18 protein-coding genes and 1 pseudogene are annotated in these 19,855 nt (G+C 64.5%); 8 read left to right on the top strand and 11 right to left on the bottom strand.

The genetic code is table 11. The annotated features are described in order from the left end of the window. Window positions 1–32: 32 nt before the first annotated feature. The 3 genes from YUU_RS0121600 to YUU_RS0121590 form a co-directional block, all read right to left on the bottom strand. Window positions 33–1,541: a glycosyltransferase family 39 protein gene (locus tag YUU_RS0121600; RefSeq protein ID WP_027524282.1), complete on the bottom strand. Its 1,509-nt coding sequence runs from the start codon at window positions 1,539–1,541 to the stop codon at window positions 33–35. A gap of 268 nt (window positions 1,542–1,809) precedes the next feature. After that, a complete protein-coding gene (locus YUU_RS0121595; protein ID WP_027524281.1) occupies window positions 1,810–2,631 on the bottom strand; it encodes a ribonuclease HII in 822 nt (273 codons plus the stop codon). A 198-nt stretch (window positions 2,632–2,829) separates the two neighbouring features. Then, window positions 2,830–3,993, bottom strand: a complete 1,164-nt coding sequence (locus YUU_RS0121590) for a PA0069 family radical SAM protein (RefSeq protein WP_027524280.1) — start codon at window positions 3,991–3,993, stop codon at window positions 2,830–2,832. 217 nt (window positions 3,994–4,210) lie between these two features. Between YUU_RS0121590 and YUU_RS0121585 the strand changes: the two genes are divergently transcribed. The 3 genes and pseudogenes from YUU_RS0121585 to YUU_RS62735 form a co-directional block, all read left to right on the top strand. Further along, window positions 4,211–6,607, top strand: a complete 2,397-nt coding sequence (locus YUU_RS0121585) for a phosphoketolase (RefSeq protein ID WP_027524279.1) — start codon at window positions 4,211–4,213, stop codon at window positions 6,605–6,607. Between the two features lie 151 nt (window positions 6,608–6,758). Then, entirely contained in the window at window positions 6,759–7,922 is a 1,164-nt protein-coding gene (locus YUU_RS0121580; protein ID WP_084801500.1) for a YncE family protein, read from the top strand. A gap of 56 nt (window positions 7,923–7,978) precedes the next feature. After that, window positions 7,979–8,122 (top strand): annotated as a pseudogene (locus YUU_RS62735) (hypothetical protein); the annotation flags it as partial. A 12-nt stretch (window positions 8,123–8,134) separates the two neighbouring features. On the opposite strand, the gene YUU_RS0121570 reads toward YUU_RS62735, so the two are convergent. The 3 genes from YUU_RS0121570 to YUU_RS61290 all read right to left on the bottom strand — a co-directional run bounded on the left by YUU_RS0121570 (window position 8,135) and on the right by YUU_RS61290 (window position 10,366). Then, window positions 8,135–8,983 (bottom strand): adenylate/guanylate cyclase domain-containing protein, encoded by an 849-nt coding sequence (locus tag YUU_RS0121570; RefSeq protein WP_027524277.1) that lies wholly within the window; start codon window positions 8,981–8,983, stop codon window positions 8,135–8,137. A 166-nt stretch (window positions 8,984–9,149) separates the two neighbouring features. Then, window positions 9,150–9,989, bottom strand: a complete 840-nt coding sequence (locus YUU_RS0121565; RefSeq protein WP_027524276.1) for an RMD1 family protein — start codon at window positions 9,987–9,989, stop codon at window positions 9,150–9,152. Continuing rightward, window positions 9,986–10,366, bottom strand: a complete 381-nt coding sequence (locus tag YUU_RS61290) for a hypothetical protein (RefSeq protein ID WP_245288066.1) — start codon at window positions 10,364–10,366, stop codon at window positions 9,986–9,988. The genes YUU_RS0121565 and YUU_RS61290 overlap by 4 nt, the downstream gene beginning before the upstream one ends. A gap of 115 nt (window positions 10,367–10,481) precedes the next feature. On the opposite strand from YUU_RS61290, the gene YUU_RS0121555 reads away from it, so the two are divergent. Together YUU_RS0121555 and YUU_RS0121550 are read left to right on the top strand one after the other, a co-directional pair. Next, window positions 10,482–11,057 (top strand): glycosyl transferase, encoded by a 576-nt coding sequence (locus YUU_RS0121555; RefSeq protein ID WP_027524274.1) that lies wholly within the window; start codon window positions 10,482–10,484, stop codon window positions 11,055–11,057. A gap of 74 nt (window positions 11,058–11,131) precedes the next feature. Further along, on the top strand, window positions 11,132–12,100 hold the full coding sequence (locus YUU_RS0121550) for a helix-turn-helix domain-containing GNAT family N-acetyltransferase (RefSeq protein ID WP_027524273.1): 969 nt from the start codon (window positions 11,132–11,134) through the stop codon (window positions 12,098–12,100). Window positions 12,101–12,471: 371 nt separating this feature from the next. On the opposite strand, the gene moaB is transcribed toward YUU_RS0121550, so the two are convergent. From moaB to YUU_RS58805, 3 genes are all read right to left on the bottom strand, one after another. Beyond that, on the bottom strand, window positions 12,472–13,035 hold the full coding sequence (gene moaB / locus YUU_RS0121545; RefSeq protein ID WP_027524272.1) for a molybdenum cofactor biosynthesis protein B: 564 nt from the start codon (window positions 13,033–13,035) through the stop codon (window positions 12,472–12,474). A 135-nt stretch (window positions 13,036–13,170) separates the two neighbouring features. Next, window positions 13,171–14,121: a neutral zinc metallopeptidase gene (locus YUU_RS0121540; protein WP_027524271.1), complete on the bottom strand. Its 951-nt coding sequence runs from the start codon at window positions 14,119–14,121 to the stop codon at window positions 13,171–13,173. A 120-nt stretch (window positions 14,122–14,241) separates the two neighbouring features. Continuing rightward, window positions 14,242–14,457 carry a hypothetical protein gene (locus YUU_RS58805; protein WP_156944436.1) on the bottom strand — a complete coding sequence of 72 codons (216 nt, stop codon included), beginning with the start codon at window positions 14,455–14,457 and terminating at the stop codon, window positions 14,242–14,244. Window positions 14,458–14,525: 68 nt separating this feature from the next. Between YUU_RS58805 and YUU_RS0121530 the strand changes: the two genes are divergently transcribed. The 3 genes from YUU_RS0121530 to YUU_RS0121520 all read left to right on the top strand — a co-directional run bounded on the left by YUU_RS0121530 (window position 14,526) and on the right by YUU_RS0121520 (window position 16,969). After that, on the top strand, window positions 14,526–15,653 hold the full coding sequence (locus tag YUU_RS0121530; RefSeq protein WP_027524270.1) for a site-specific DNA-methyltransferase: 1,128 nt from the start codon (window positions 14,526–14,528) through the stop codon (window positions 15,651–15,653). Window positions 15,654–15,829: 176 nt separating this feature from the next. Continuing rightward, window positions 15,830–16,156 carry a hypothetical protein gene (locus tag YUU_RS0121525; RefSeq protein WP_027524269.1) on the top strand — a complete coding sequence of 109 codons (327 nt, stop codon included), beginning with the start codon at window positions 15,830–15,832 and terminating at the stop codon, window positions 16,154–16,156. A 132-nt stretch (window positions 16,157–16,288) separates the two neighbouring features. Further along, window positions 16,289–16,969, top strand: a complete 681-nt coding sequence (locus YUU_RS0121520) for a glutathione S-transferase family protein (protein WP_027524268.1) — start codon at window positions 16,289–16,291, stop codon at window positions 16,967–16,969. A gap of 59 nt (window positions 16,970–17,028) precedes the next feature. Here the strand turns inward: YUU_RS0121520 and YUU_RS0121515 are convergent, their stop codons facing one another. Both YUU_RS0121515 and YUU_RS0121510 read right to left on the bottom strand, forming a co-directional pair. Continuing rightward, on the bottom strand, window positions 17,029–19,038 hold the full coding sequence (locus tag YUU_RS0121515) for a methyl-accepting chemotaxis protein (protein WP_027524267.1): 2,010 nt from the start codon (window positions 19,036–19,038) through the stop codon (window positions 17,029–17,031). A gap of 318 nt (window positions 19,039–19,356) precedes the next feature. Next, complete coding sequence (locus YUU_RS0121510) at window positions 19,357–19,800, bottom strand: nuclear transport factor 2 family protein (protein ID WP_027524266.1); 444 nt, start codon at window positions 19,798–19,800, stop codon at window positions 19,357–19,359. Window positions 19,801–19,855 lie beyond the last annotated feature (55 nt).

The raw sequence follows: 19,855 nt of genomic DNA, 5'->3' as shown, positions 1-19,855 counted from the left end.
CGCAATGACGACGGAGAGAGTACGAGAGCACCTCACGTCCCCTTCGGACGCACGATGGCCCAGCCGATACGCAGGAGCGGCTGGCGGCCGTTCACCAGCCACTCGAAGGCGCGCGGCACTTCTGGCACGATGCCGGGGAAGCGTTTCGCAATCTCCGGCGGCGGGGTTCCGGCGGTATCGGAGGCACGCCAGACCACGACGCCGCCGGTCTCGCTGAACCTGGCCGGCGTGAACCAGGGCGTGCGCTGCGGCTCGGCGTCGATGAGGAGATGCGGCCGTCCGGAATGCAGCGCGATCAAGCTCGCAAGCTGCGTCTCGCCGGCGACTGCGCGCAGACGCTGGTTGGTACGCCGGGCAAAGCTGTCGTCGAAAAAGTCCGAGATCGCACGCGCCGGCATCGAGGTCGCCATCTCGCCGGTCCCGGTCCAGGGCATCAGGAGAACCGCGAGCACGACGCCCGCGGCGGGCGCGGCGACGGCGGCCGCCCACACCATGCGCAGCACGCGGGCGCGGCGCATCGCGATGAGGTCGCCGGCGGCGACGATCACGGCAAGGCCCGACATCAGCAGCACGACGCCTGCCCCGCCAGCGACGCTATCGAGCCCGAACACGCCGGAGATCAGCACAGCGCCAAGCCCGGGCGCCAGCGCGAAGAAGTAGACGAAGTGACGCGCCAGCGGCTCGACCGGCGGCCGGTAGATGATGGGCGCGTCCTCAGTTTTACCGGCGAACCAGCTGGTGTTGAGGAAGGTCAGCACCGGGATCGCGACCGCGCCGAGCACGAGGCCGCCGAACAGCCAGGCCGTGTTGATCGCATGTGCCTTCAAATCCTGGACCTGCGGCAAGGCCGGCATGGACAGCGTCTCGGCACGCATCAGCCAGATCGCATAGGGCAGCACCAGCACGGCAACGACGATGAGCGCATAGATCGGATCGAGCACGCGCAGCGTCCTGCGGCCGCCTTCGGTCGCAACCGCGAAGATGGCGAGCAGCAGCAACAGGCCGATGGCGGCCGGCGTCGTCAGCAGCAGCAGGCCGGCAGCTATCGACCAGGCGAACCATGCGTTGCCGCGGCGCTGGCCGATCAACTGCCAGGAGTGCAGCAGGAGCAGCGCCCAGAGCGGGCGCGCCAGCACCATCGGACCGAAGTCGAGCGCGGGCGATGAGAAGGCCAGCACCGTCATGGTCAGGAGCACGGCAAGCACCGCCTGCTGGGTGCCGACCACGGCGCGCGCCAGATGATAGAGCGCGATGAAGGTCGCGATCTCGCACAGCTCGGCCAGCACATAGACGCCGGTCATGTGGCTGCCGGCGGCGCGGTAGGCGATGTCGGCGAGCCAGGAGGCGAGCGGCGGCCCGAGTTCGGTGCCGACTTGATATTCGCGGCCGAAGGCAAGGAGCGTGGCGAGATTGCCGGGCGGGCCGCGGTAGAAGACCAGCGCCACGAATAGCCACATCGCGGCCTGCAGCAGCACCACGATCCACACCACCAGCCGCGGCCGGGCACGGATCAGCTCGATGACCAGGGAGGTAAACCGCATGCAACGTCCGAAATGATGCAGCCAACCCGTCCAAGCCGGCGCGTCCATGTTTGATAAAGCGCGCTGCGCGCCGTGGCAACCAGCTCGTCTGCCTCTCCCCGTTTTTACGGGGAGCGGTGAAGAGGGAGTGAAACCCGCTGCTAAAGCGCGATGAGATCAGGATGAATCGTCATCGCGCTTTAGGTTGTTGTTTGCGCATGATCTCCGCGCAAACGCGTTCCGCGTTTGTCGCGAGGGGAAACCGCTTCGCACTTTTCCGGATCATGCTTTAGAGATTGGTCGAAACGTCGACCTGTACCTCTGCCTCAACCTGCACAACCACCTCATCCACCGCCGTGAACAGGTCGCGCTTGGGTTCGACCGTCCAGGGCATGTGCTTCTCGCGCGCGGCGACGACGGGGGCGAAGAAGCTGCGGTGATGGATGGAGGGACCGAGGCGATCCAGCGCATCCAGGTGCTCTGGCACCGCGTAGCCCTTGTGCTGCTCGAAACCGTAGCCCGGACAATCACCCGCCAGCGCGCACATCAGCCGATCGCGCGTGACCTTGGCGACAATCGAGGCCGCCGCGATCGAGAGCACCAGGCCGTCCCCGCCGATCACCGCCTCGCAGTCGCAGGCTGTATCAAGCTTGTCGCGGCCGTCGACGAAGACGTGGCGGGGCGCCTCGGGAAGCGCCACCACTGCGCGCTTCAGCGCCCAGAGCGAGGCGCGCAATATATTGTCGCGGTCGATGCGCGCCGGCGAGGCGACGGCGACAGAGACCTGCGCGGTTGCGCAGATCTTGTCGAACAGCTTTTCGCGCTCCTCGGCCGTCAGGCGCTTGGAATCGTCGATGCCGCGCGGGATCCGGTTCGGGTCGAGGATCACGGCGGCCGCGACCACAGGTCCCGCCAGCGGCCCCCGCCCCGCCTCGTCGCAGCCGGCGACCGGCCATACGCCGCGCTTGATCAGCGCGCGCTCGCGGCGAAAGCTCGGCGGCGCGATCGCGATGACGCCCTTGACGGTGCCCTTGGGCTCCTTCGCGGCCGCTTTGGGCTCTTTCTTCGCGGCGTCCTTGGCCGGCTTGCTGGCGGATTTGTCCCGAATCATGGCCGGGATCGTGCGCACGCGGCTCAGGCCGGCGCAACCGGGAACTCGGGATAATTCCCGTTATTCAGACGCCAGCCCATCCTCCGTCATTTGCGAGGAGCGATGCGACGAAGCAATCCGGACTGTCGCTGCAGATGCATTTCTGGATTGCTTCGCTGCGCTCGCAATGACGATGTGGAGGCATTTTGCGCCTTCGCCCTAGAACAGGCTCAGCTGCTCGCCGCCGCGCTTCGGCTTGGCGAAGTGGTCCGTTGTCAGCTTGGAGCGGCGCTTGTTCAGGCCGAGGCGCTCGCAGGCGATCTCGAAGCGGCGGCCGATGGTCCAGGCCATGGGACCCGTGCCCTTCATCCGCTCGCCCCATTTCGAGTCGTAGTCGCGACCGCCGCGCATGTCGCGGATCAGGGTGAAGACGTGGCGATAGCGATCCGGATAGTTCGCCATCAGCCATTCGCGGAAGAGGTCGCGGACCTCGAGCGGCAGCCGCAGCAGCACGTAGGAAGCTTCCTTGACGCCCGCATGCGCGGCCGCGTCCAAGATCCGTTCGATCTCGGAATCGTTCAGCGCAGGGATCACGGGAGCGACCATCACGGTCGTGGGGATACCGGCCTCCGTAAGCTGCTTCAGCGCCTCCAGCCGCTTGGGCGGTGTCGAGGCGCGCGGCTCCATGGTGCGCGCCAGCTTTGGATCGAGCGTCGTGACCGAGATCGCGACCTTGGCAAGGTTGCGGCTGGCCATGCGCGAGAGGATATCGATGTCACGCGTTACCAGCGCCGATTTCGTCACGATGCCGACGGGATGACCCGCGCGCTCCAGCACCTCCAGGATGCCGCGCATGATCTTCCGCTCGCGCTCGATCGGCTGATAGGGATCGGTGTTGGTGCCGATCGCGATCATCCGCGGCTCATAGCCGGTCGCGGCGAGTTCCTTCTCCAGGAGCGCCGGCGCCTCGGGCTTGGCAAACAGCTTTGACTCGAAGTCGAGCCCCGGCGAGAGCCCGAGATAGGCGTGGGTCGGCCGCGCGAAGCAGTAGACGCAGCCATGCTCGCAGCCGCGATAGGGATTGATGGAACGGTCGAAGCCGATGTCGGGGGAGTCGTTGCGGGTGATCACCTTGCGAGAGGTATCGACCGCCACCGTGGTCTTGAACGGCGGCAATTCCTCCAGGCTCTGCCAGCCGTCGTCAAAGGCAACGCGCGCCTCGGCCTCATAACGGCCGCTGGCGTTGGACTGGGCGCCCCGCCCGCGCCTGCGCTCGCGGTCGATCGCGACGGCAAGCTCAGGAAAGGCGGAAGGCGCACCCGCCGGCTCGGAGGGCGCCGTGACCGGCGGGTGCTTGAGGGCATGAGAGGATGCTCGACTCATGAAGCCAAGATAACACGCAAAAGGAACAAATCAAGAACATCAATTCAAAAACCGCAAAACAACCCCATGCAAAGTAGCCGCCCAAACTTCGCGCGCGGAATTTTGACCTCCCGCAAAGGGTGCCGGCCGCAATGACGTTTGATGCCGAGCGTTGGCAACGGATCGATCGCAGCGGAACCGTGTTGGTGACGATCGACGCAACAGGGTCAGCTTTATCATGACAAGCAAACAACAAGAGCGCGCCAGCGCGGGCGATATCGACCTGCTCGATCGCTACTGGCGCGCCGCAAACTACTTATCCGTCGGGCAAATCTACCTTTTGGACAATCCACTGCTGCGCGAGCCGCTGCGGCCCGAGCACATCAAGCCGCGCCTGCTCGGCCATTGGGGCACGACACCCGGGCTGAACTTCATTTATGCCCATCTCAACCGCGCGATCCGCACACTCGATCTCAGCGTGCTCTATATCTGCGGTCCCGGTCATGGCGGCCCGGGCATGGTCGCCAATACCTATCTCGAAGGCAGCTATAGCGAGATCTATCCAGACATCGGGCGCGACACGGACGGATTGCGCAAGCTGTTCAGGCAGTTCTCCTTCCCCGGCGGCATTCCGAGCCACGCGGCGCCGGAGACGCCGGGCTCGATCCATGAGGGCGGCGAGCTCGGCTACGCGCTGGTCCACGCCTATGGCGCGGCGCTCGACAATCCCGATCTGATCGTCGCCTGCGTCGTCGGTGACGGCGAAGCCGAGACCGGGCCGCTCGCGGCGTCCTGGCATTCGAACAAGTTCGTCAATCCCGCGCACGATGGCGCGGTGCTGCCGATCCTGCATCTCAACGGCTACAAGATCGCCAACCCTACCGTGCTCGGACGGATGCGCGACGAGGAGCTCCGCGATCTCTTCCGCGGGTTTGGCCACGAGCCGCTGTTCGTCGAGGGTGACGATCCCAAGACGATGCACCGGATCATGGCGGACGCACTCGACGTGGCGCTGGCAAGCATCCGCTCGATCCAGCAGCATGCGCGCGAAACAAGGACCACGATCGAGCGGCCGCGCTGGCCGATGATCGTGCTGCGCTCACCGAAGGGCTGGACCGGCCCCAAGGAGGTCGACGGGCTGAAGGTCGAAGGTTTCTGGCGCGCCCATCAGGTGCCGGTCGCCAATTGCCGGGAAAATCCCGCGCATTTGAAGGTGCTCGAAGGCTGGATGAAAAGCTACGCGCCGGAGGAGCTGTTCGATCGCAACGGCGCGCTCATTCCCGAGCTTCAGGCGCTCGCGCCGGAAGGCGATCGCCGCATGGGCGCCAATCCGCATGGTAATGGCGGGCTGTTGAAGCGCGAGCTGAAGCTGCCCGATTTCCGCAGCTTCGCCATCGAGGTGAAGGAGCCGGGCAAGACGGTCGCGGAGGCGACGCGCGAGCTCGGCAAATTCCTGCGCGACGTCGTCAGGCTGAATGCGGATGCGCGCAACTTCCGCATCATGGGTCCGGACGAGACCGCATCAAACCGGCTCGACGCCGTGTTCGAGGCAACCGAACGGGTCTGGATGGAGCCGACCGAACCTTATGATGTTCACCTCGCCCAGGATGGCCGCGTCATGGAGGTGCTGAGCGAGCATCTCTGCCAGGGCTGGCTCGAAGGCTATCTCCTCACCGGACGCCACGGCTTCTACTCCTGCTACGAAGCCTTCATCCACATCGTCGACTCCATGTTCAACCAGCACGCCAAATGGCTGAAGGTGTCGCGCGAGCTGACGTGGCGGCGTCCGATCGCCTCGCTCAACTATCTCCTGACCTCGCATGTCTGGCGCCAGGACCATAACGGCTTCAGCCATCAGGACCCCGGCTTCGTCGATCTCGTCACCAACAAGAAGGCCGATATCGTCCGCGTCTATTTCCCGCCGGACGCCAACACGCTGCTGTGGGTTGCCGATCACTGTCTGCGCACCTACGACCGCATCAACGTCATCGTTGCCGGCAAGCAGCCCGCGCCGCAATGGCTCACCATGCAGGACGCGGCGACACATTGTGATGCCGGCATCGGCATCTGGACCTGGGCCGGCACGGAAAGGGCCGACGGCGAGCCCGACGTCGTGATGGCCTGCGCCGGCGACGTGCCGACGGTGGAAACGCTCGCTGCGGTCGATCTGTTACGGAAGGCGCTGCCCGACCTGAAGATCCGCGTCGTCAACGTCGTCGATCTCATGACGCTGCAACCGAAGGAGCAGCATCCGCACGGCCTTTCCGATCGGGATTTCGACTCGCTGTTCACGCGCGACAAGCCGGTGATCTTCGCCTATCACGGCTACCCCTATCTCATTCATCGCCTGACCTACAGCCGCGCCAACCACGCCGGCATGCATGTACGCGGCTTTGACGAGGAAGGCACGACGACGACGCCGTTCGACATGGTCGTGCTCAACGAGCTCGACCGCTTCCATCTCGCGATCGAGGCGATCGAGCGTGTGTCGGGCCTTGCGACGAAGGCGGCGCATGTGAAGCAGCGGTTCCGCGACAAGTTGATCGAACATTCGCGCTACGTGCGCGAGCATGGCGAGGACATGCCGGAGATCCGCAACTGGATGTGGCCGAACAGTAGGGGCGTGACGAAGTGACCCGACGCAGTTGTCACGCGGTTCAAAGATCAAGGCCCTGGCGAATGTCCCGACGCCGTCGGCGCGGTAATGATTGCTATCTGCAAAACCTGCAAGGTAAGGTAGAGTGACAGGCTCATCCAGAAATGGGCCGGGTGGGAGAAATCGCATCATGAATTTACGCAGTGCTCTTTGCGCCACCTGCCTGGCTGGCCTCGTCGCCGGCAGCCCGGCAATGGCTGGAACCAACGACATCCTGATCGGCCTTGACAGCAAGATCACCTATGGTCCCGAGGGCCAGGTGAATGGCGCTCCGGGCAACGATGCTGTGCTGGTTTTGGACATTTCCAATCCCGCCAAACCCAGGATTCGCGCGAGCCTACCGCTGGCGAACTCTCTGCTGGGCCCGCCCACGAACCTGCAAATCACACCAGACGGCAAGCTGGGCCTGGTCGCCAATTCCGTGGTTCACGTCCAGGAGGGGAGCTCCTGGAAAACGGTCCCGGATGACAAGCTGTACGTGATTGACCTCACCGCAGATCCGCCGAAGTTGATCGACACGGTTACTGTCGGGCGGCAGCCCTCCGGTCTATCGATCTCAAGGAAGGGCGATCTAGCATTGATTGCCAACCGAGACGGCAAGAGTGTCTCTGTCGTCTCCATCCAGGGTTCAACGGTCAAAGCCGTCGGCGAGGTACCGGTGGAGCAGCAGGCTGCGGCTGTTGTCATCGCACCCGACGGCAAGCGCGCCTTCGTCTGCCTCAACCTCGCGAACAAAATCGGCGTTTTGACGATCGATGGACAAGACGTGACCTACGACAAGTCGATGGACATTCCATCGGCATTCAATCCCTACAACATCGACATCACGCCAGACGGCAAGTACGTCATCGCATCGAACACCGGCGCACTGAGAGACAACGCAGATGCCGTGGTGACCATCGAAGCGACAGGTCCACATCCCCACGTCGTCGATGTGATGAGCCCCGGCATCGGACCGGAAGGCTTCGCCGTCGCGCCCGACGGGAAGACCGCAGCCACCCCGCTGCTGCTCGGCACCGCGGCCAAGGATAGCGACTGGTTCAAGACCAAAGCCGGCGAGCTCGTGCTGATGTCGATCGGCACCGGCGGCAAGCTGACGGTGACTGCGCGCGCACCGCTCGGCGGCCTGCCAGAGGGCATCGTTTACAGCCCGAACAGCGATTACCTCTATGTGGGCAACTACATCGACCAGGATTTGCAGGTGTTTGCCCTCGCCGATGGAAAGTTGACCGAGGCAGGTCCGAGGCTGAAGCTGCCAGGGCAGCCGGCGTCCATGCGCGCGCCAGCACGGTAGAGCGTTGCGTTCCGATTCCGCGGACTCAGTCCACGGAATTGGTTTCCGATTGCGGCACCAACCACGCCGGCACAAATGTGCGCGGCGTTGCCGAGGAAGGCACGACGACCACGCCGTTCGACATGGTCGTGCTCGACGAGCTCGATCGGTTTCGTCTCGCGATCAAGGCGATCGAGCGCGTGCCCGGACTCGCGGTGCAACGGCCGAGCCGCTCAGTCCCGAGTCCTTCGGCGCCCCTCATTTCTGTCCGACGCGGATCCGTGCCGTAGCGCCCGCAGGGCGCCAATGAAGAGCAGTGCGGCGACTGGCCAATGAAACCAGATTCTGTGCAGGCCGGTGAAAACATTGATCAGAATCAGAAAGCCTGAAACTGTGAGAATTGCTGCAACGGGGCGAGGCAGGGTCGCTAACCGATCCGAGATCGAGCTCATCCAGGTGGATGGCTCGTATCGATCGCGAATCCGTTGAGCGCCAGCTTCCAAGGCTGCAACTGCTCCAACTTGGGTAGCAGGGCTTCCACTACCACCAGTTCGGCCACCCACGGTCACTCGATACGTGGTTACGGGGGCCACGTTCTTCATCTGTTGCTGGCCGAGACAGTCAAAGCCAAGAGATAGTTTGTTGTGCACTTGATCGTAGACGGAAGCGGAGATCACGACGCCACCGGGCTCGGCGAGTTCTTGCAGCCGCGCCGCGATGTTGACCCCGTCGCCAAAAATGTCGGAACCATCCACCATCACATCGCCTAGATTGACGCCGATGCGAAACCGCATCTGGGGCGCGTGAGGTGGTGGGGCCGAATTCTGACTGGAAACCTCCTGCTGAATCTCGACCGCACATTGCACGGCCTCGACCACGCTGGCGAACTCGGCGATCACGGCATCGCCCCAAGTATTCACGATCCGCCCGTCGTGGCGCTCCACCAATCCTGCAATGGCAGTGCGGCAGCGGCGCAGCATCTCCAGCGTTCCCGCTTCGTCTGCTCCCATCAGGCGAGAATAGCCGTGCACATCCGCGCACAGGACAGTGGTCAGCCGCCGTTTCACCTTGTCATCAGTCATCGACCATATGGTACCTCACTGACCGCCGAATGCACCAGGCATCGTCTGGCGCGACAGCGGTTAGATGGCCGTGCATGGCCATCGCGTCATTTGCTGCGCCTGCACAAAAGTCCATCGCTATTGGAGCAAAGCAGACACGACCGAATATTATTACGTGCCCCCTAGTCTAGTGAGTTCCAGCAAAAATCTGGATGCAGCCGATCACGACCTCGATCACGATCAGCACGACCACGGCCACCTCCAGCCGCAGCGACCGCTGCGTGTCGATGATGTCGGTCAGCGCGTTGGCGGTCTCGGAGATGGCCTTGAGCTTGCGCTCGAGCGTGTCGAGACGCTCCTTCAGTTCATACTCGTCCTCGAGCCGCGAATAGAGGCGATCGAGCCCGGGCTTCTCCCAGAGCACGTCGGGCTTCTCCGCGACGGCAACGCGGCCCGCGACGCGCTGCTGCACGAGCAGCGCGTTGCCGATCAGTTGCAGGATTCCCTTGCGACGGCGCGGCGTGCGGCCGCGCTGGGCAAGCTCGCGCGCAAACGGTTCGATGACGTCGAAGACGGCGGCGACGCGGCGCTCGTCGCGGGCTAGCGCCGTACTCTTGGCGAGCGCATCTGCGATCAGGAGGAGCCGGTCCTCGGAGAATTTGCTGAGACAGATCGGCCCGCCCGGCTGGATCACCTCGGCGTTTTCGTCGTTGCAGAGTTGCGCCTGCGCGGTCTCCTCCTCGTAGGGACTGAACTCGCCGATCACGCGCGGCTTCAAGGTGTCGATCAGGACTTTCTCTTCCGAGGGCAATAGTCCGATCAGCACCACGACGCCGTAGCGGAAGATCACGGCGAGACCGGCATGGATGCGGAACGCGACCGGCGTCGACGACACCAGCGTTCCGATCTCCAGGCCCGCCGCATTGATGCGGTCGCCCAGCATCAGGGCGCGGATCCGCAAGGCAGGCGCGGCGTCCGCCTTGGGCGATGTTGCGGCCGTGCCAACAGTCAGTTGATCGGCGTTCACACGAATATCCTAGCTGGCACTACGGTCAGGCGATAGGCAACTGCGCTGGAGTCATCGAAGACCTCCAGAACGCGATCGCAGATCGTGCAGCGAAATTCGCCGCATTCACCTTTGAGCGATGATAGCGTGATCCGGCGGAATCCGGCGCCGCATTTCGGGCAGATCAGGTCACCTTTTTGCATGATTGCTCGTCCAGGCCTGACAGGACCGCGCGCGACAAGGGCGGCCATTCTTGAGAGCGATGCGAACGGTCGCACTGCCCCGAAAATGTCCACGATGAAATCAGGTCGCATGCGGCGCGCGGCTGCTGAAACATTCCGCAATAATACGGCCGGCGTGCGACGGGCTTGGCTGCGGCCGGCTGCACGGTTTACCATCCCGCGACACCGCAGCACCAACGCACCGGCAAATCGTTGCGTCCGGCACCACGGCACGGTTATACGCTATAACAATTGCGCTTTTTCCACAGCTTGAGACAATTGAAGCCTCAACATGTTGAGCGTCATCATACCGACGGAAGGCATCGAGCAGCCGACGGTCGCAACTCTGGCCGCGCTGGTCCCGGGTGCTGCTGCCGGCCTGATCAAGGAAGTCCTGCTCGTCGACGGCACGCGTAACGGCGTGATCGAGCGCGTCGCCGACGTCGCGGGCTGCCGCTTCATCGGTTACGAAGGCTCCTCGCAGGGCGCGGCGCTTGCCGCCGGCGCGCTGCAGGCGCGATCGCCCTGGCTGATGTTCCTGCACGCCGGCGCCGTGCTCGAGACCGGCTGGATCGAAGAGACCACCCAGTTCATCCAGGTCGTCTCCGCCAGCGGACGCGACCGCGCGGCCGTGTTCCGCTATGCACGTTCGCCCTACGCCGATACCGGCCTGCGCGACATCCTCCGCCTCGTGGCGCGCAAGATCGTAGGGCCTTTCGGCGATCAGGGCCTCCTGATAGCGCGCGACCATTACGACCGGATCGGCGGCTACCCACCCCAGGCTCGCCGCTCCGAGGCCCGGCTGCTGCGGCGGCTCGGCCGATCGTCCCGGACGCTGTTGCGGAGCAAGATCGTCAGCATGGCGTGATCCAGAAGATACTTGCCAAAGTCAAATAATTGATTGACAATGGCAAGTATTGGAGGTGCCCCATGTCGTCCGATATGTCATCCAGCCTGTCATCAAGCGCGCCCTCTGGCGCTTCGGCCGGTCAGGTCTCCGACGACCAGGTGGAGGCGGTTCGTGCCTTCAACCGGTTCTACACCCGCAAGCTCGGCGTGCTCGATCAGCAATTGCTGAAGACGCCGTTCTCGCTCAGCGAGGCGCGCGTGCTCTATGAGCTCGCCCATGGCGGCGAGCGCTCGGCCAAGGAGATCGGCATCGAGCTCGGGCTCGACCCCGGCTATCTCAGCCGTATCGTGCAGAATTTCGACGAGGCCGGCCTGATCGCGCGCAGGCCGCTTCCAACCGACCGGCGGCAATATCAGTTGAGCCTGACCGCGAAGGGGCGCCAGGCCTTCGCCAGACTCGAGCGCTCGTCGCAAGAGGACGTCGCCGCTATGCTGCGGCCGCTCACCGGGGCCGATCGCAAACGGTTGACGGGTGCGATGGAGACGGTCGAGCGGTTGCTTGCCATGCCGCGCGCCGAGCCGGCGCCCGCCTCCTTGCGCGATCCACGCCCCGGCGACATGGGCTGGGTGGTGCAGAGCCACGGCGCGCTCTATGCGAGCGAATACGGTTTTGATGCAGGCTTCGAGGCGCTCGTTGCCGAGATCGTGGCGAAATACATGACCTCCTTCGACGCCTCGCGCGAGCGCTGCTGGATCGCCGACATCGAAGGGCGCCCGGTCGGCTCGGTGTTCCTGGTGAAGGCCAGCGACGACGTCGCCAAGCTGCGCCTGTTGCTGCTCGATCCCGCCGCCCGCGGCCGCGGCCTTGGCCAGCGGCTGGTCGCCGAATGCGTCTCCTTCGCGCGCGCCTGCGGCTACCGGCGAATGACGCTGTGGACGCAAAGCATTCTGGTCGGCGCGCGCAAGATCTATCAGGACGCGGGCTTCAAGCTGGTGGCGAGCGAGCCGCATCGCAGCTTCGGCCAGAATTTGATCGGCGAAACCTGGGAGCGCGATCTCTGATGCGCGCGCGGCCCGAAGCTGCGCGCCGCGTCACCGCAGAACTGGTCGATCTCTACAAGCGCCGCGCCCGGCGCTTGCGGCGCGATGCCTGCCGCGAGCTATGGCGCGCGATGTGGTGTTCGCTGACACGGAAGAGCAAGAATATCGCTTCAGCCAGCGCGGTGCGCGTTGATGTGCCCTCGCCCCTTGTGGGAGAGGGCAGCTCCGCCGGAAGACACAGGCTTATTGGGGTGAGGGGTCTCTCTCCGCGAGATCAACTTTGACTATTGATCGCGCGGAGAGAGACCCCTCATCCGGCGCTTCGCGCCACCTTCTCCCGCAAGGGGAGAAGGGAAAGCACCGCAATTGCCTCACGCACACACCGTGCGTGACTACACCGTCGCGCCTTGCGCCTTCGGCCTTCGCAAATGCTCGTCGAGGCGCGGCATGATCTCGACGAAGTTGCAGGGGCGCGTGCGATAGTCGAGTTGGGCGGCGAGGATGCCGTCCCAGCCGTCGCGGCAGGCGCCGGGCGAGCCGGGAAGGCAGAAGATGTAGGTCGCACCCGCAACGCCCGCGGTGGCGCGGCTCTGGATCGTCGACGTGCCGATCTTGGCGTGGCTCATCATGTGAAACGCGATCGAGAAGCCGTCCATGCGCTTCTCGAACAAGGGCTCGATCGCCTCCGGCGTCACGTCGCGCCCGGTGAAGCCGGTGCCGCCAGTGGTGATGACGACATCGACGCCGGCGTCTGCAATCCAGCGGCGGATGACGGCGCGGATCGCCTCGACGTCGTCGGTGACGATCTCGCGCGCAGCGAGATGATGGCCGGCAGCGCTGATGCGCTCGGCGAGTGTCTGGCCGGACTTGTCGTCAGCGAGCGCGCGCGTGTCGGAGACGGTCAGCACCGCGACGTTGAGCGGGATGAATTGTTTTGTCTCGTCGATCGACGCCATTGGATCACATCTCCTTACCCATTCTCCGACGTCATCCTGAGGTGCGAAAGCGCGCCTCGAAGGATGAGCCGGGGGGCTCGTCATCCTTCGAGGCTCGCCAGGAGGCGAGCGCCTCAGGATGACGCCACGACCAGTTTACAACGACCCATTCCCGAACGTGTTGCAGGCCTGCACCGTGCCCTGCTGATAGCCGGTCATGAACCAGCGCTTGCGCTGCTCGGCCGAGCCGTGGGTGAAGGAGTCGGGCACGACGCGGCCCGTGGCCTGGCGTTGCAGCGTGTCGTCGCCGATCGCACTGGCCGTGGTCAGCGCCGCGTCGATGTCGCCCGGTTCGAGGAAGTTCGGACGCTTCTTCGCCTCGCGGTTGACCCAGACGCCGGACAGGCAGTCGGCCTGTAGTTCCACCTTCACCTGGAGCGCGTTGGCTTCGGCCTTGGAGCCGGCCTGCTGCTGCAGCCGCGTCACGCGCGGAATGATGCCGAGCAGATTCTGGATGTGATGGCCGGCCTCATGGGCGATGATGTACGCGGTCGTGAAATTACAGGCGGACTTGCCGGAGCAGCCGCGGAAGCGTGTCTCGACCTCGCGAAAGAAGCCGGTGTCGAGGAAGATGGTCTTGTCAGGCGGGCAGTAGAACGGTCCCATCGCCGACTGCGCCATGCCGCAGCGGCCGCCATTGGTGGCGTTGCGGAACAGGACGATCTTGGGACCGGTGTAGGACTGGCCGCTGGCCTGGAAGATTTCGCTCCAGCGATCATCGATCTCGCCCAGGATGCCGGAGATCATGCTGCCCATCTCGTCGGTCGGAGCGCCGCGCTTCACCTGCCCGCCCGATGCCTGGCGATCGGTCTGGTAGCTCGGCGCCTGGCCGCCGCCGGTGAGGATCTCGGCGCCGCCGATCAGGATGCGCGGATCGATGCCGAAGGCGTAGCCGAGCAGGCCGAGCACGATGATGGTGCCGATGCCCAGGCCGCCGCCGCCCATCGGCAGACCGAAACCACCGCCGCCACCGCCACCAAACCCACCACCACCCTCGTCGCGACGATCCTCGATGTCGTCGCTGCGGCGGAAATCATCGTAACGCATGGCGGCTTCCCTCAAGTCCTTAGATTGCATCCGCGGGGGCACGCAACAGCGCAAGCCTACCCGCGTCACAAACGTAAAATTTCCGTTCTGTTAATCAATATCCTGCTCGGCAAAAATTGCCTAGTGCGGCACCGCGCCGACGGCTGCAATTTTTTCCGGGAGAGCAGCATTTTTTTCCGAGAGAAAGTTTGGCGCGAGCGAGGCGATCGCAACCGCGCGAACGCGAAAGATGCTGCAAAACACGAGTGATCCGCACATCTTTGCCTGCGCGATGCGCGATGTCGAAGCAATCGCGAGACGATGCGAGTTAAGTCGTTTTTTACTTTGCGCGGTCAATGTAGCGGCCAGTCGGTTGTTTGGTCCCGCGTCGCCGACAGCGTCGCCTGAGTCAGAGTTCTTGAGTCATGGTTGTGTCGCGTCGCGGGGCGTCTGCAAGGGCGCCCCGCACAAATTTTGAGTCCGCATCGCATCGCATCATCGTCGGCGATTGCGTCGCCGAGATGTCGAAGCTGGCATCCGGTTCGGTCGATCTGGTGTTCGCAGATCCGCCCTACAATCTTCAGCTCAAGGGCGATCTCAAGCGCCCCGACGAATCCCATGTCGATGCCGTCAACGACGCCTGGGACAAGTTCGATTCGTTTTCGGCCTATGACGACTTCACGCGCGCCTGGCTGCTCGCCTGCCGCCGCGTGATGAAGCCGTCGGCCACGATCTGGGTGATCGGCTCCTATCACAACATCTTCCGCGTCGGCGCGATCATGCAGGACCTCGGCTTCTGGCTCCTCAACGACATCGTGTGGCGCAAGTCCAACCCGATGCCGAATTTCCGCGGCCGCCGTTTCACCAATGCGCACGAAACCATGATCTGGGCCGCGCGCGACGAGAAGGCCAAGGGCTACACCTTCAACTACGAAGCGCTGAAGGCGGCCAACGAGGACGTGCAGGCGCGTTCCGACTGGCTGATCCCGCTCTGCACCGGCGACGAGCGCCTCAAGGGCGCCGACGGCAAGAAGGTTCACCCGACGCAGAAGCCGGAAGGCCTGCTCGCGCGCGTGCTGCTTTCGTCGTCCAAGCCCGGCGACCTCGTGATCGATCCCTTCAACGGCACCGGCACCACCGGCGCCGTCGCCAAGCGGCTCGGCCGCAGCTACATCGGCTTCGAGCGCGAGCGCACCTACGCCAAGGCCGCCGAGGAGCGGATCGCGGCCGTCGAGCCGCTGCCGGAAGAGAGCCTCGCCCCGTTCATGACCGCGCGCGAGGCCCCGCGCGTGGCGTTCTCCGAGCTGATCGAGCGCGGCATGATCATGCCCGGCACCAAGCTGTTCGACGCCAAGAAGAAGCACGGTGCGCTCGTTCGCGCCGACGGCGCCATCATGCTGGGCGACAAGGTCGGCTCGATCCACCGCATCGGTGCGGTGGCGCAGGGCTCTGCCGCCTGCAATGGCTGGACCTACTGGCATGTCGAGACCAAGCAGGGCCTCAAGCTGATCGACGAGCTGCGCGCCGAAATCCGCTCCGGCATGGCCGAGTAACGCCCCTTTCCCGATCGTCATTCCGGGGCGCGCGTCAGCGCGAACCCGGAATCTCGCGTCACAATCTCCAGATTCCGGGCTCTCGCTTCGCGAGCCCCGGAATGACTGGAATACTTGAACCACTGAGCTCCCGGGACTACATTCAGGCGTCAGTTCCCGTCTTGACCGGTCGAGCCATGCGACGACAGTCCGAGACATTGCTGCTTTTGCCGCTGCTGCCGATCTTCCTGGTCGGCATGTTTCCGATGCTGATGATCGGCCTATTGGGCTTTGCCGGACTCGCTCTGTTCGGCGTGCTCCTCGTCTGTGCCGGGCTCGCCAGCGGCAACGAGGCTCACGACACATTCAATCACGACGTCATCGTCCACGGTTATCCCAAAGGCTCCGAGCGCGCCGCGCGGGCCTCCGATGTGCATGCCGCGACACGGCTTGCGCACCGCGTCGAAGCTGCAGGTCTCGGCGTGATCATCGTCGCCATCCTCGGTTTTTTCTACGCCGGCTGACCTGCACGGCGTGCAGGCTCCATCCACGAACGCGTCACTTGTGCTTCCCGCAAGGGTTCGGGCAAGAGAGGGCCGCCGGCGGCAATGATGCTGCGCCCGATCTCGGCTCACAAAGGACTGGGGAGACTCTCGATGCTCAAATTCTATTTCAACGGCTCGCCGAACCCGACCAAGGTCGCGCTCTATCTGGAAGAGTCCGCGCTGCCGTTCGAGCCGGTCGCGGTCGACACCCGCAAGGGCGAGCAGTTCACGCCCGAATTCCTCAAGATCAATCCCAACGCCAAGGTGCCGGCGATAGACGACGATGGCACCATCGTGTTCGACTCCAACGCCATCCTGCTCTATCTCGCCGAGAAGACCGGCAAGTTCCTGCCCGCGCCCGCCGTTCGCGCGCAGACGCTGTCATGGCTGATGTTCATCGCGACCGGGCTCGGCCCCTATTCGGGACAGGCGGTGCACTTCAGGCACTTCTCGCCCAAGGACCAAGACTACGCGCACAACCGCTACCAGTACGAGGGCCATCGCCACTACCAGATCCTCAACGATCATCTGGCGAAGAATCGCTACATGGTCGGCGACAGCTACTCGATCGTCGACATGGCGATGTGGGGCTGGGCACGCATGGCCGCCTTCGTGCTCGGCGAGGACGCAGCGGCGAAATACCCGAACGTCAAGCGTCTCGTCGACGAGATCTCCGCGCGACCAGCGGCTGCGCGCGCCATCGCGCTGAAGGACAAGTTCGCCTTCAAGACCGTGATGGACGACGAGGCCCGCGACAACATGTTCAAGCACATGAAGACGAAGGTGGCCTGACCACCCGTGACGGGTCGCGCGTCTAAAGCGCGGCCCGGCCCCGCCGGCGCCGCCCGCGATCAGGCGGCGTGCACCGAGTTCAGGAACTTGGCGACCTCGACCTTCAGCCGGCTGCTGTCCGCCGACAGCGACTTGGCGGACGCCAGCACCTGCGAGGACGCCGAGCCGGTCTCGGAGGCGCCGCGCTGCACGTTGCCGATATTGGTCGACACGCGCTGCGTTCCGCGCGCGGCATGCTGAACGTTGCGCGAGATCTCCTGCGTCGCCGCGCCCTGCTCTTCCACGGCAGCCGCGACCGCGGCTGAAATCTCCGACAACCGCTCGATGGTTCCGCCGATCTCCCGGATCGAACCGACCGACTCCTCGGTCGCCGCCTGGATGCCGGAGACCTGCTGGGCGATCTCGCCGGTAGCCTTCGCGGTTTGCTCGGCCAATGCCTTGACCTCGGTCGCAACGACGGCAAAACCGCGGCCGGCTTCGCCGGCACGCGCGGCCTCGATGGTGGCGTTCAGCGCCAGAAGGTTGGTCTGGCCGGCGATCGTGCTGATCAGTTCGACGACGTCGCCGATCCTGGCGGCCGCCTTCGAGAGTTCGCCGACCCGCTCGTTGGTCCTGCCCGCCTGCGCCACGGCTTCATTGGCGATGCGGGCCGATTCCTGCACCTGGCGCGCGATTTCGCCTACCGACGATGAAAGCTCCTCGGTCGCGGACGCGACTGCCTGCACGTTGGCGGAGGCTTCCTGCGAAGCGGCCGCGACCTCCGTCGAGAGGTCCCGGGCCCGCGAAGCGGTCGTGGTCAGCGTGCCGGCCGACGCTTCCAGCTCGCCGGACGCCGATGAGACCGCCTCCACGATCTCGCCGACCGCCTGCTCGAACTGCTCGGCGAGCTCGACCATGTCGGCCTTGCGCTGCTCCGCCTGACGCACCTCGAGCTCCTTCTGCTCGGTGCGCAAGCGCTCGGTCTCGACCATGTTGTCCTTGAATACCTGGATCGCCTTGGCGATGTCGCCGATCTCGTCGCGATTGCCGCGTCCGGGGATCTCGGTCCTGAGATCGCCGCCGGCGAGCGATCCCATCGCGCGGGTCATCGAGGTGATCGGTCCGACGATGCTGCGGGCGATCAGGAAGGCGATGATGCCGCCGAACAGGAGGGCGACGGCGCCAGCCGCCTCCTGGACCGACGTCGTGCTCGCGATGACACCCTCGGCGGCTGCGCGCGAGGCCTGATTTTCGGTCTTCAATCCGCTTTCCGCGACCTTGAGCTTGTCGATGCTTCGGATGATCAGGGGCGCGAGATTGTTGTTGTAGATGTCGTCCGCCTTGAGCATCGCGGCGGACGTCGTCTCAAAGGCGTTCTTGTTGATCGTCAGCGATGCCTTCACCGGCGCGATCGCGGACTGGACCGCCTCCGGCAGCGTGGCACTCTCGAGCGCGGCGAGTTTTTGTTGCGTATTCTCGACGCTCGTCCTGAAGGCCGAAGCCCCCTTGCTGTCGCGCAAGGCCAGGAAGCGCCAGTTTGCAATTCGGACAAGAACGATCTTGGATTCGAGATCCGCGACCGCGGCCGCGACTTCGGCATCGTGGGAGATGCGCGCAGCGATGACCAGCTTGGCGGTCTTTGCGGCCAGATCGTCACCACCCGGCAACAGGGTCGCCCTGCCCGTCCTCATCTCGTTGACGGCGTCTCCGAGATCGTCGCGCAGGGTCCGCATCTTTGCGATATCGCCGATGAGATCGCTATAGAGCTTTCGCCGCTCCTCGGAGAGCGTCGCTTTCGCGCCCACCTGAAGCAGCTGGGTCGCCGCAGCCTCCCGGTCTCCAGCCTCCTTGAGAGACGGCTCGTTCCCGTCGTGAATATAGCGAAGGTTGGCTCGCTGGATCGCCTGGAGGTGGTTCGATATTTCCAGGACCCGCGCCGTACTGTCCGAGAGAGCCGCCGCCTTTGCGACCTGGTCCTGGACAGCCCACAGGTTCCAGACCGCCACTGCGGCCATGATCAGGCCAACTGCCACGAGAGCTGCGAAGCCGGCGTAAAGACGCCCCCTGATCTTCAAACGAACGCCCGCCATTTCCTCTGTCCACCCAAGCAAGAGACGCGGGGCAGCCGGACGAACCTGAAATCGCCAGGCGACTCCCTTGCAGCCGTTGATTGCCCGTCCGGCGACTCACGGTCTGCGGCGACACAATGCGTGACACTTGTTAATTGTGTCCTTCACTCGCTTCGCGTGGACGCCGGTGGAACTCGGGCACGACAACGCAATGAGCAGGCGGGCGGTTTTGCACAAAACCGGCCGAAAGGCTCGAACGGCTAACGGATCGGACGCAGGCTCGTGCGGACAAGCGCATCACGAACGCTTGTCCGCAACCGTGAGACAACGCGACCCGGATCAGCCCGCGGCCCGGCTTGCCGCTTCCGGAAACGGGCCCAGCGCCTTCTCGGTCAGGACCGAGTCGCAGTACTCCCGGATCTCCTTGATCCTGCCGTCCTCGATGCGAAACACCAGGCAATAGTCGTTGTCGTAGCGAACGCCTTCCTTGGTGACGTTGTCGCCCTTGGCCTCGACCACGACGAAGTCGCCGTCGGCGATGAAACGGTGGGCCACCGTGCGCGTCCGGTCGACGAGGCGCGAACGGACATGGCCGTGCAGGTCGTTGAGGATGGCGTCCCTGCCCGCGAAGGTCCGCGACCAGGAGTATTGTCCGGTCACGACCCATTTCGCGTCGTCGGCAAGGCTCTCTATGAACAGCGCACGGTCGCGGGCGGCCGGATCGGGGTCTGCGGCGGCGGCGAAGATATCCTGCATCAGTTTCTTGTTGGCGGCGGCGCTCATGGCGGCTTCTCCTTTGCTTGAGTTCGCCGGGATCATCGCCGCCTCATGCAAATTC

Source organism: Bradyrhizobium sp. Ec3.3, from assembly GCF_000472925.1.
Classification (GTDB): Bacteria; Pseudomonadota; Alphaproteobacteria; order Rhizobiales; family Xanthobacteraceae; genus Bradyrhizobium.
The sequence above is the reverse complement of the archived record's forward strand: the minus strand, read 5'-3'. Positions and strand labels throughout refer to the sequence as shown.

Excerpts from the sequence above, each read along its gene's own strand:
- YUU_RS0121600 (WP_027524282.1), bottom strand. The coding sequence starts at position 1,541 with ATGCGGTTTACCTCCCTGGTCATCGAGCTGATCCGTGCCCGGCCGCGG.
- YUU_RS0121595 (WP_027524281.1), bottom strand. The coding sequence starts at position 2,631 with ATGATTCGGGACAAATCCGCCAGCAAGCCGGCCAAGGACGCCGCGAAG.
- YUU_RS0121590 (WP_027524280.1), bottom strand. The coding sequence starts at position 3,993 with ATGAGTCGAGCATCCTCTCATGCCCTCAAGCACCCGCCGGTCACGGCG.
- YUU_RS0121585 (WP_027524279.1), top strand. The coding sequence starts at position 4,211 with ATGACAAGCAAACAACAAGAGCGCGCCAGCGCGGGCGATATCGACCTG.
- YUU_RS0121580 (WP_084801500.1), top strand. The coding sequence starts at position 6,759 with ATGAATTTACGCAGTGCTCTTTGCGCCACCTGCCTGGCTGGCCTCGTC.
- YUU_RS0121570 (WP_027524277.1), bottom strand. The coding sequence starts at position 8,983 with ATGACTGATGACAAGGTGAAACGGCGGCTGACCACTGTCCTGTGCGCG.
- YUU_RS61290 (WP_245288066.1), bottom strand. The coding sequence starts at position 10,366 with ATGGTAAACCGTGCAGCCGGCCGCAGCCAAGCCCGTCGCACGCCGGCC.
- YUU_RS0121555 (WP_027524274.1), top strand. The coding sequence starts at position 10,482 with ATGTTGAGCGTCATCATACCGACGGAAGGCATCGAGCAGCCGACGGTC.
- YUU_RS0121550 (WP_027524273.1), top strand. The coding sequence starts at position 11,132 with ATGTCATCCAGCCTGTCATCAAGCGCGCCCTCTGGCGCTTCGGCCGGT.
- moaB (WP_027524272.1), bottom strand. The coding sequence starts at position 13,035 with ATGGCGTCGATCGACGAGACAAAACAATTCATCCCGCTCAACGTCGCG.
- YUU_RS0121540 (WP_027524271.1), bottom strand. The coding sequence starts at position 14,121 with ATGCGTTACGATGATTTCCGCCGCAGCGACGACATCGAGGATCGTCGC.
- YUU_RS0121530 (WP_027524270.1), top strand. The coding sequence starts at position 14,526 with ATGGTTGTGTCGCGTCGCGGGGCGTCTGCAAGGGCGCCCCGCACAAAT.
- YUU_RS0121525 (WP_027524269.1), top strand. The coding sequence starts at position 15,830 with ATGCGACGACAGTCCGAGACATTGCTGCTTTTGCCGCTGCTGCCGATC.
- YUU_RS0121520 (WP_027524268.1), top strand. The coding sequence starts at position 16,289 with ATGCTCAAATTCTATTTCAACGGCTCGCCGAACCCGACCAAGGTCGCG.
- YUU_RS0121515 (WP_027524267.1), bottom strand. The coding sequence starts at position 19,038 with ATGGCGGGCGTTCGTTTGAAGATCAGGGGGCGTCTTTACGCCGGCTTC.
- YUU_RS0121510 (WP_027524266.1), bottom strand. The coding sequence starts at position 19,800 with ATGAGCGCCGCCGCCAACAAGAAACTGATGCAGGATATCTTCGCCGCC.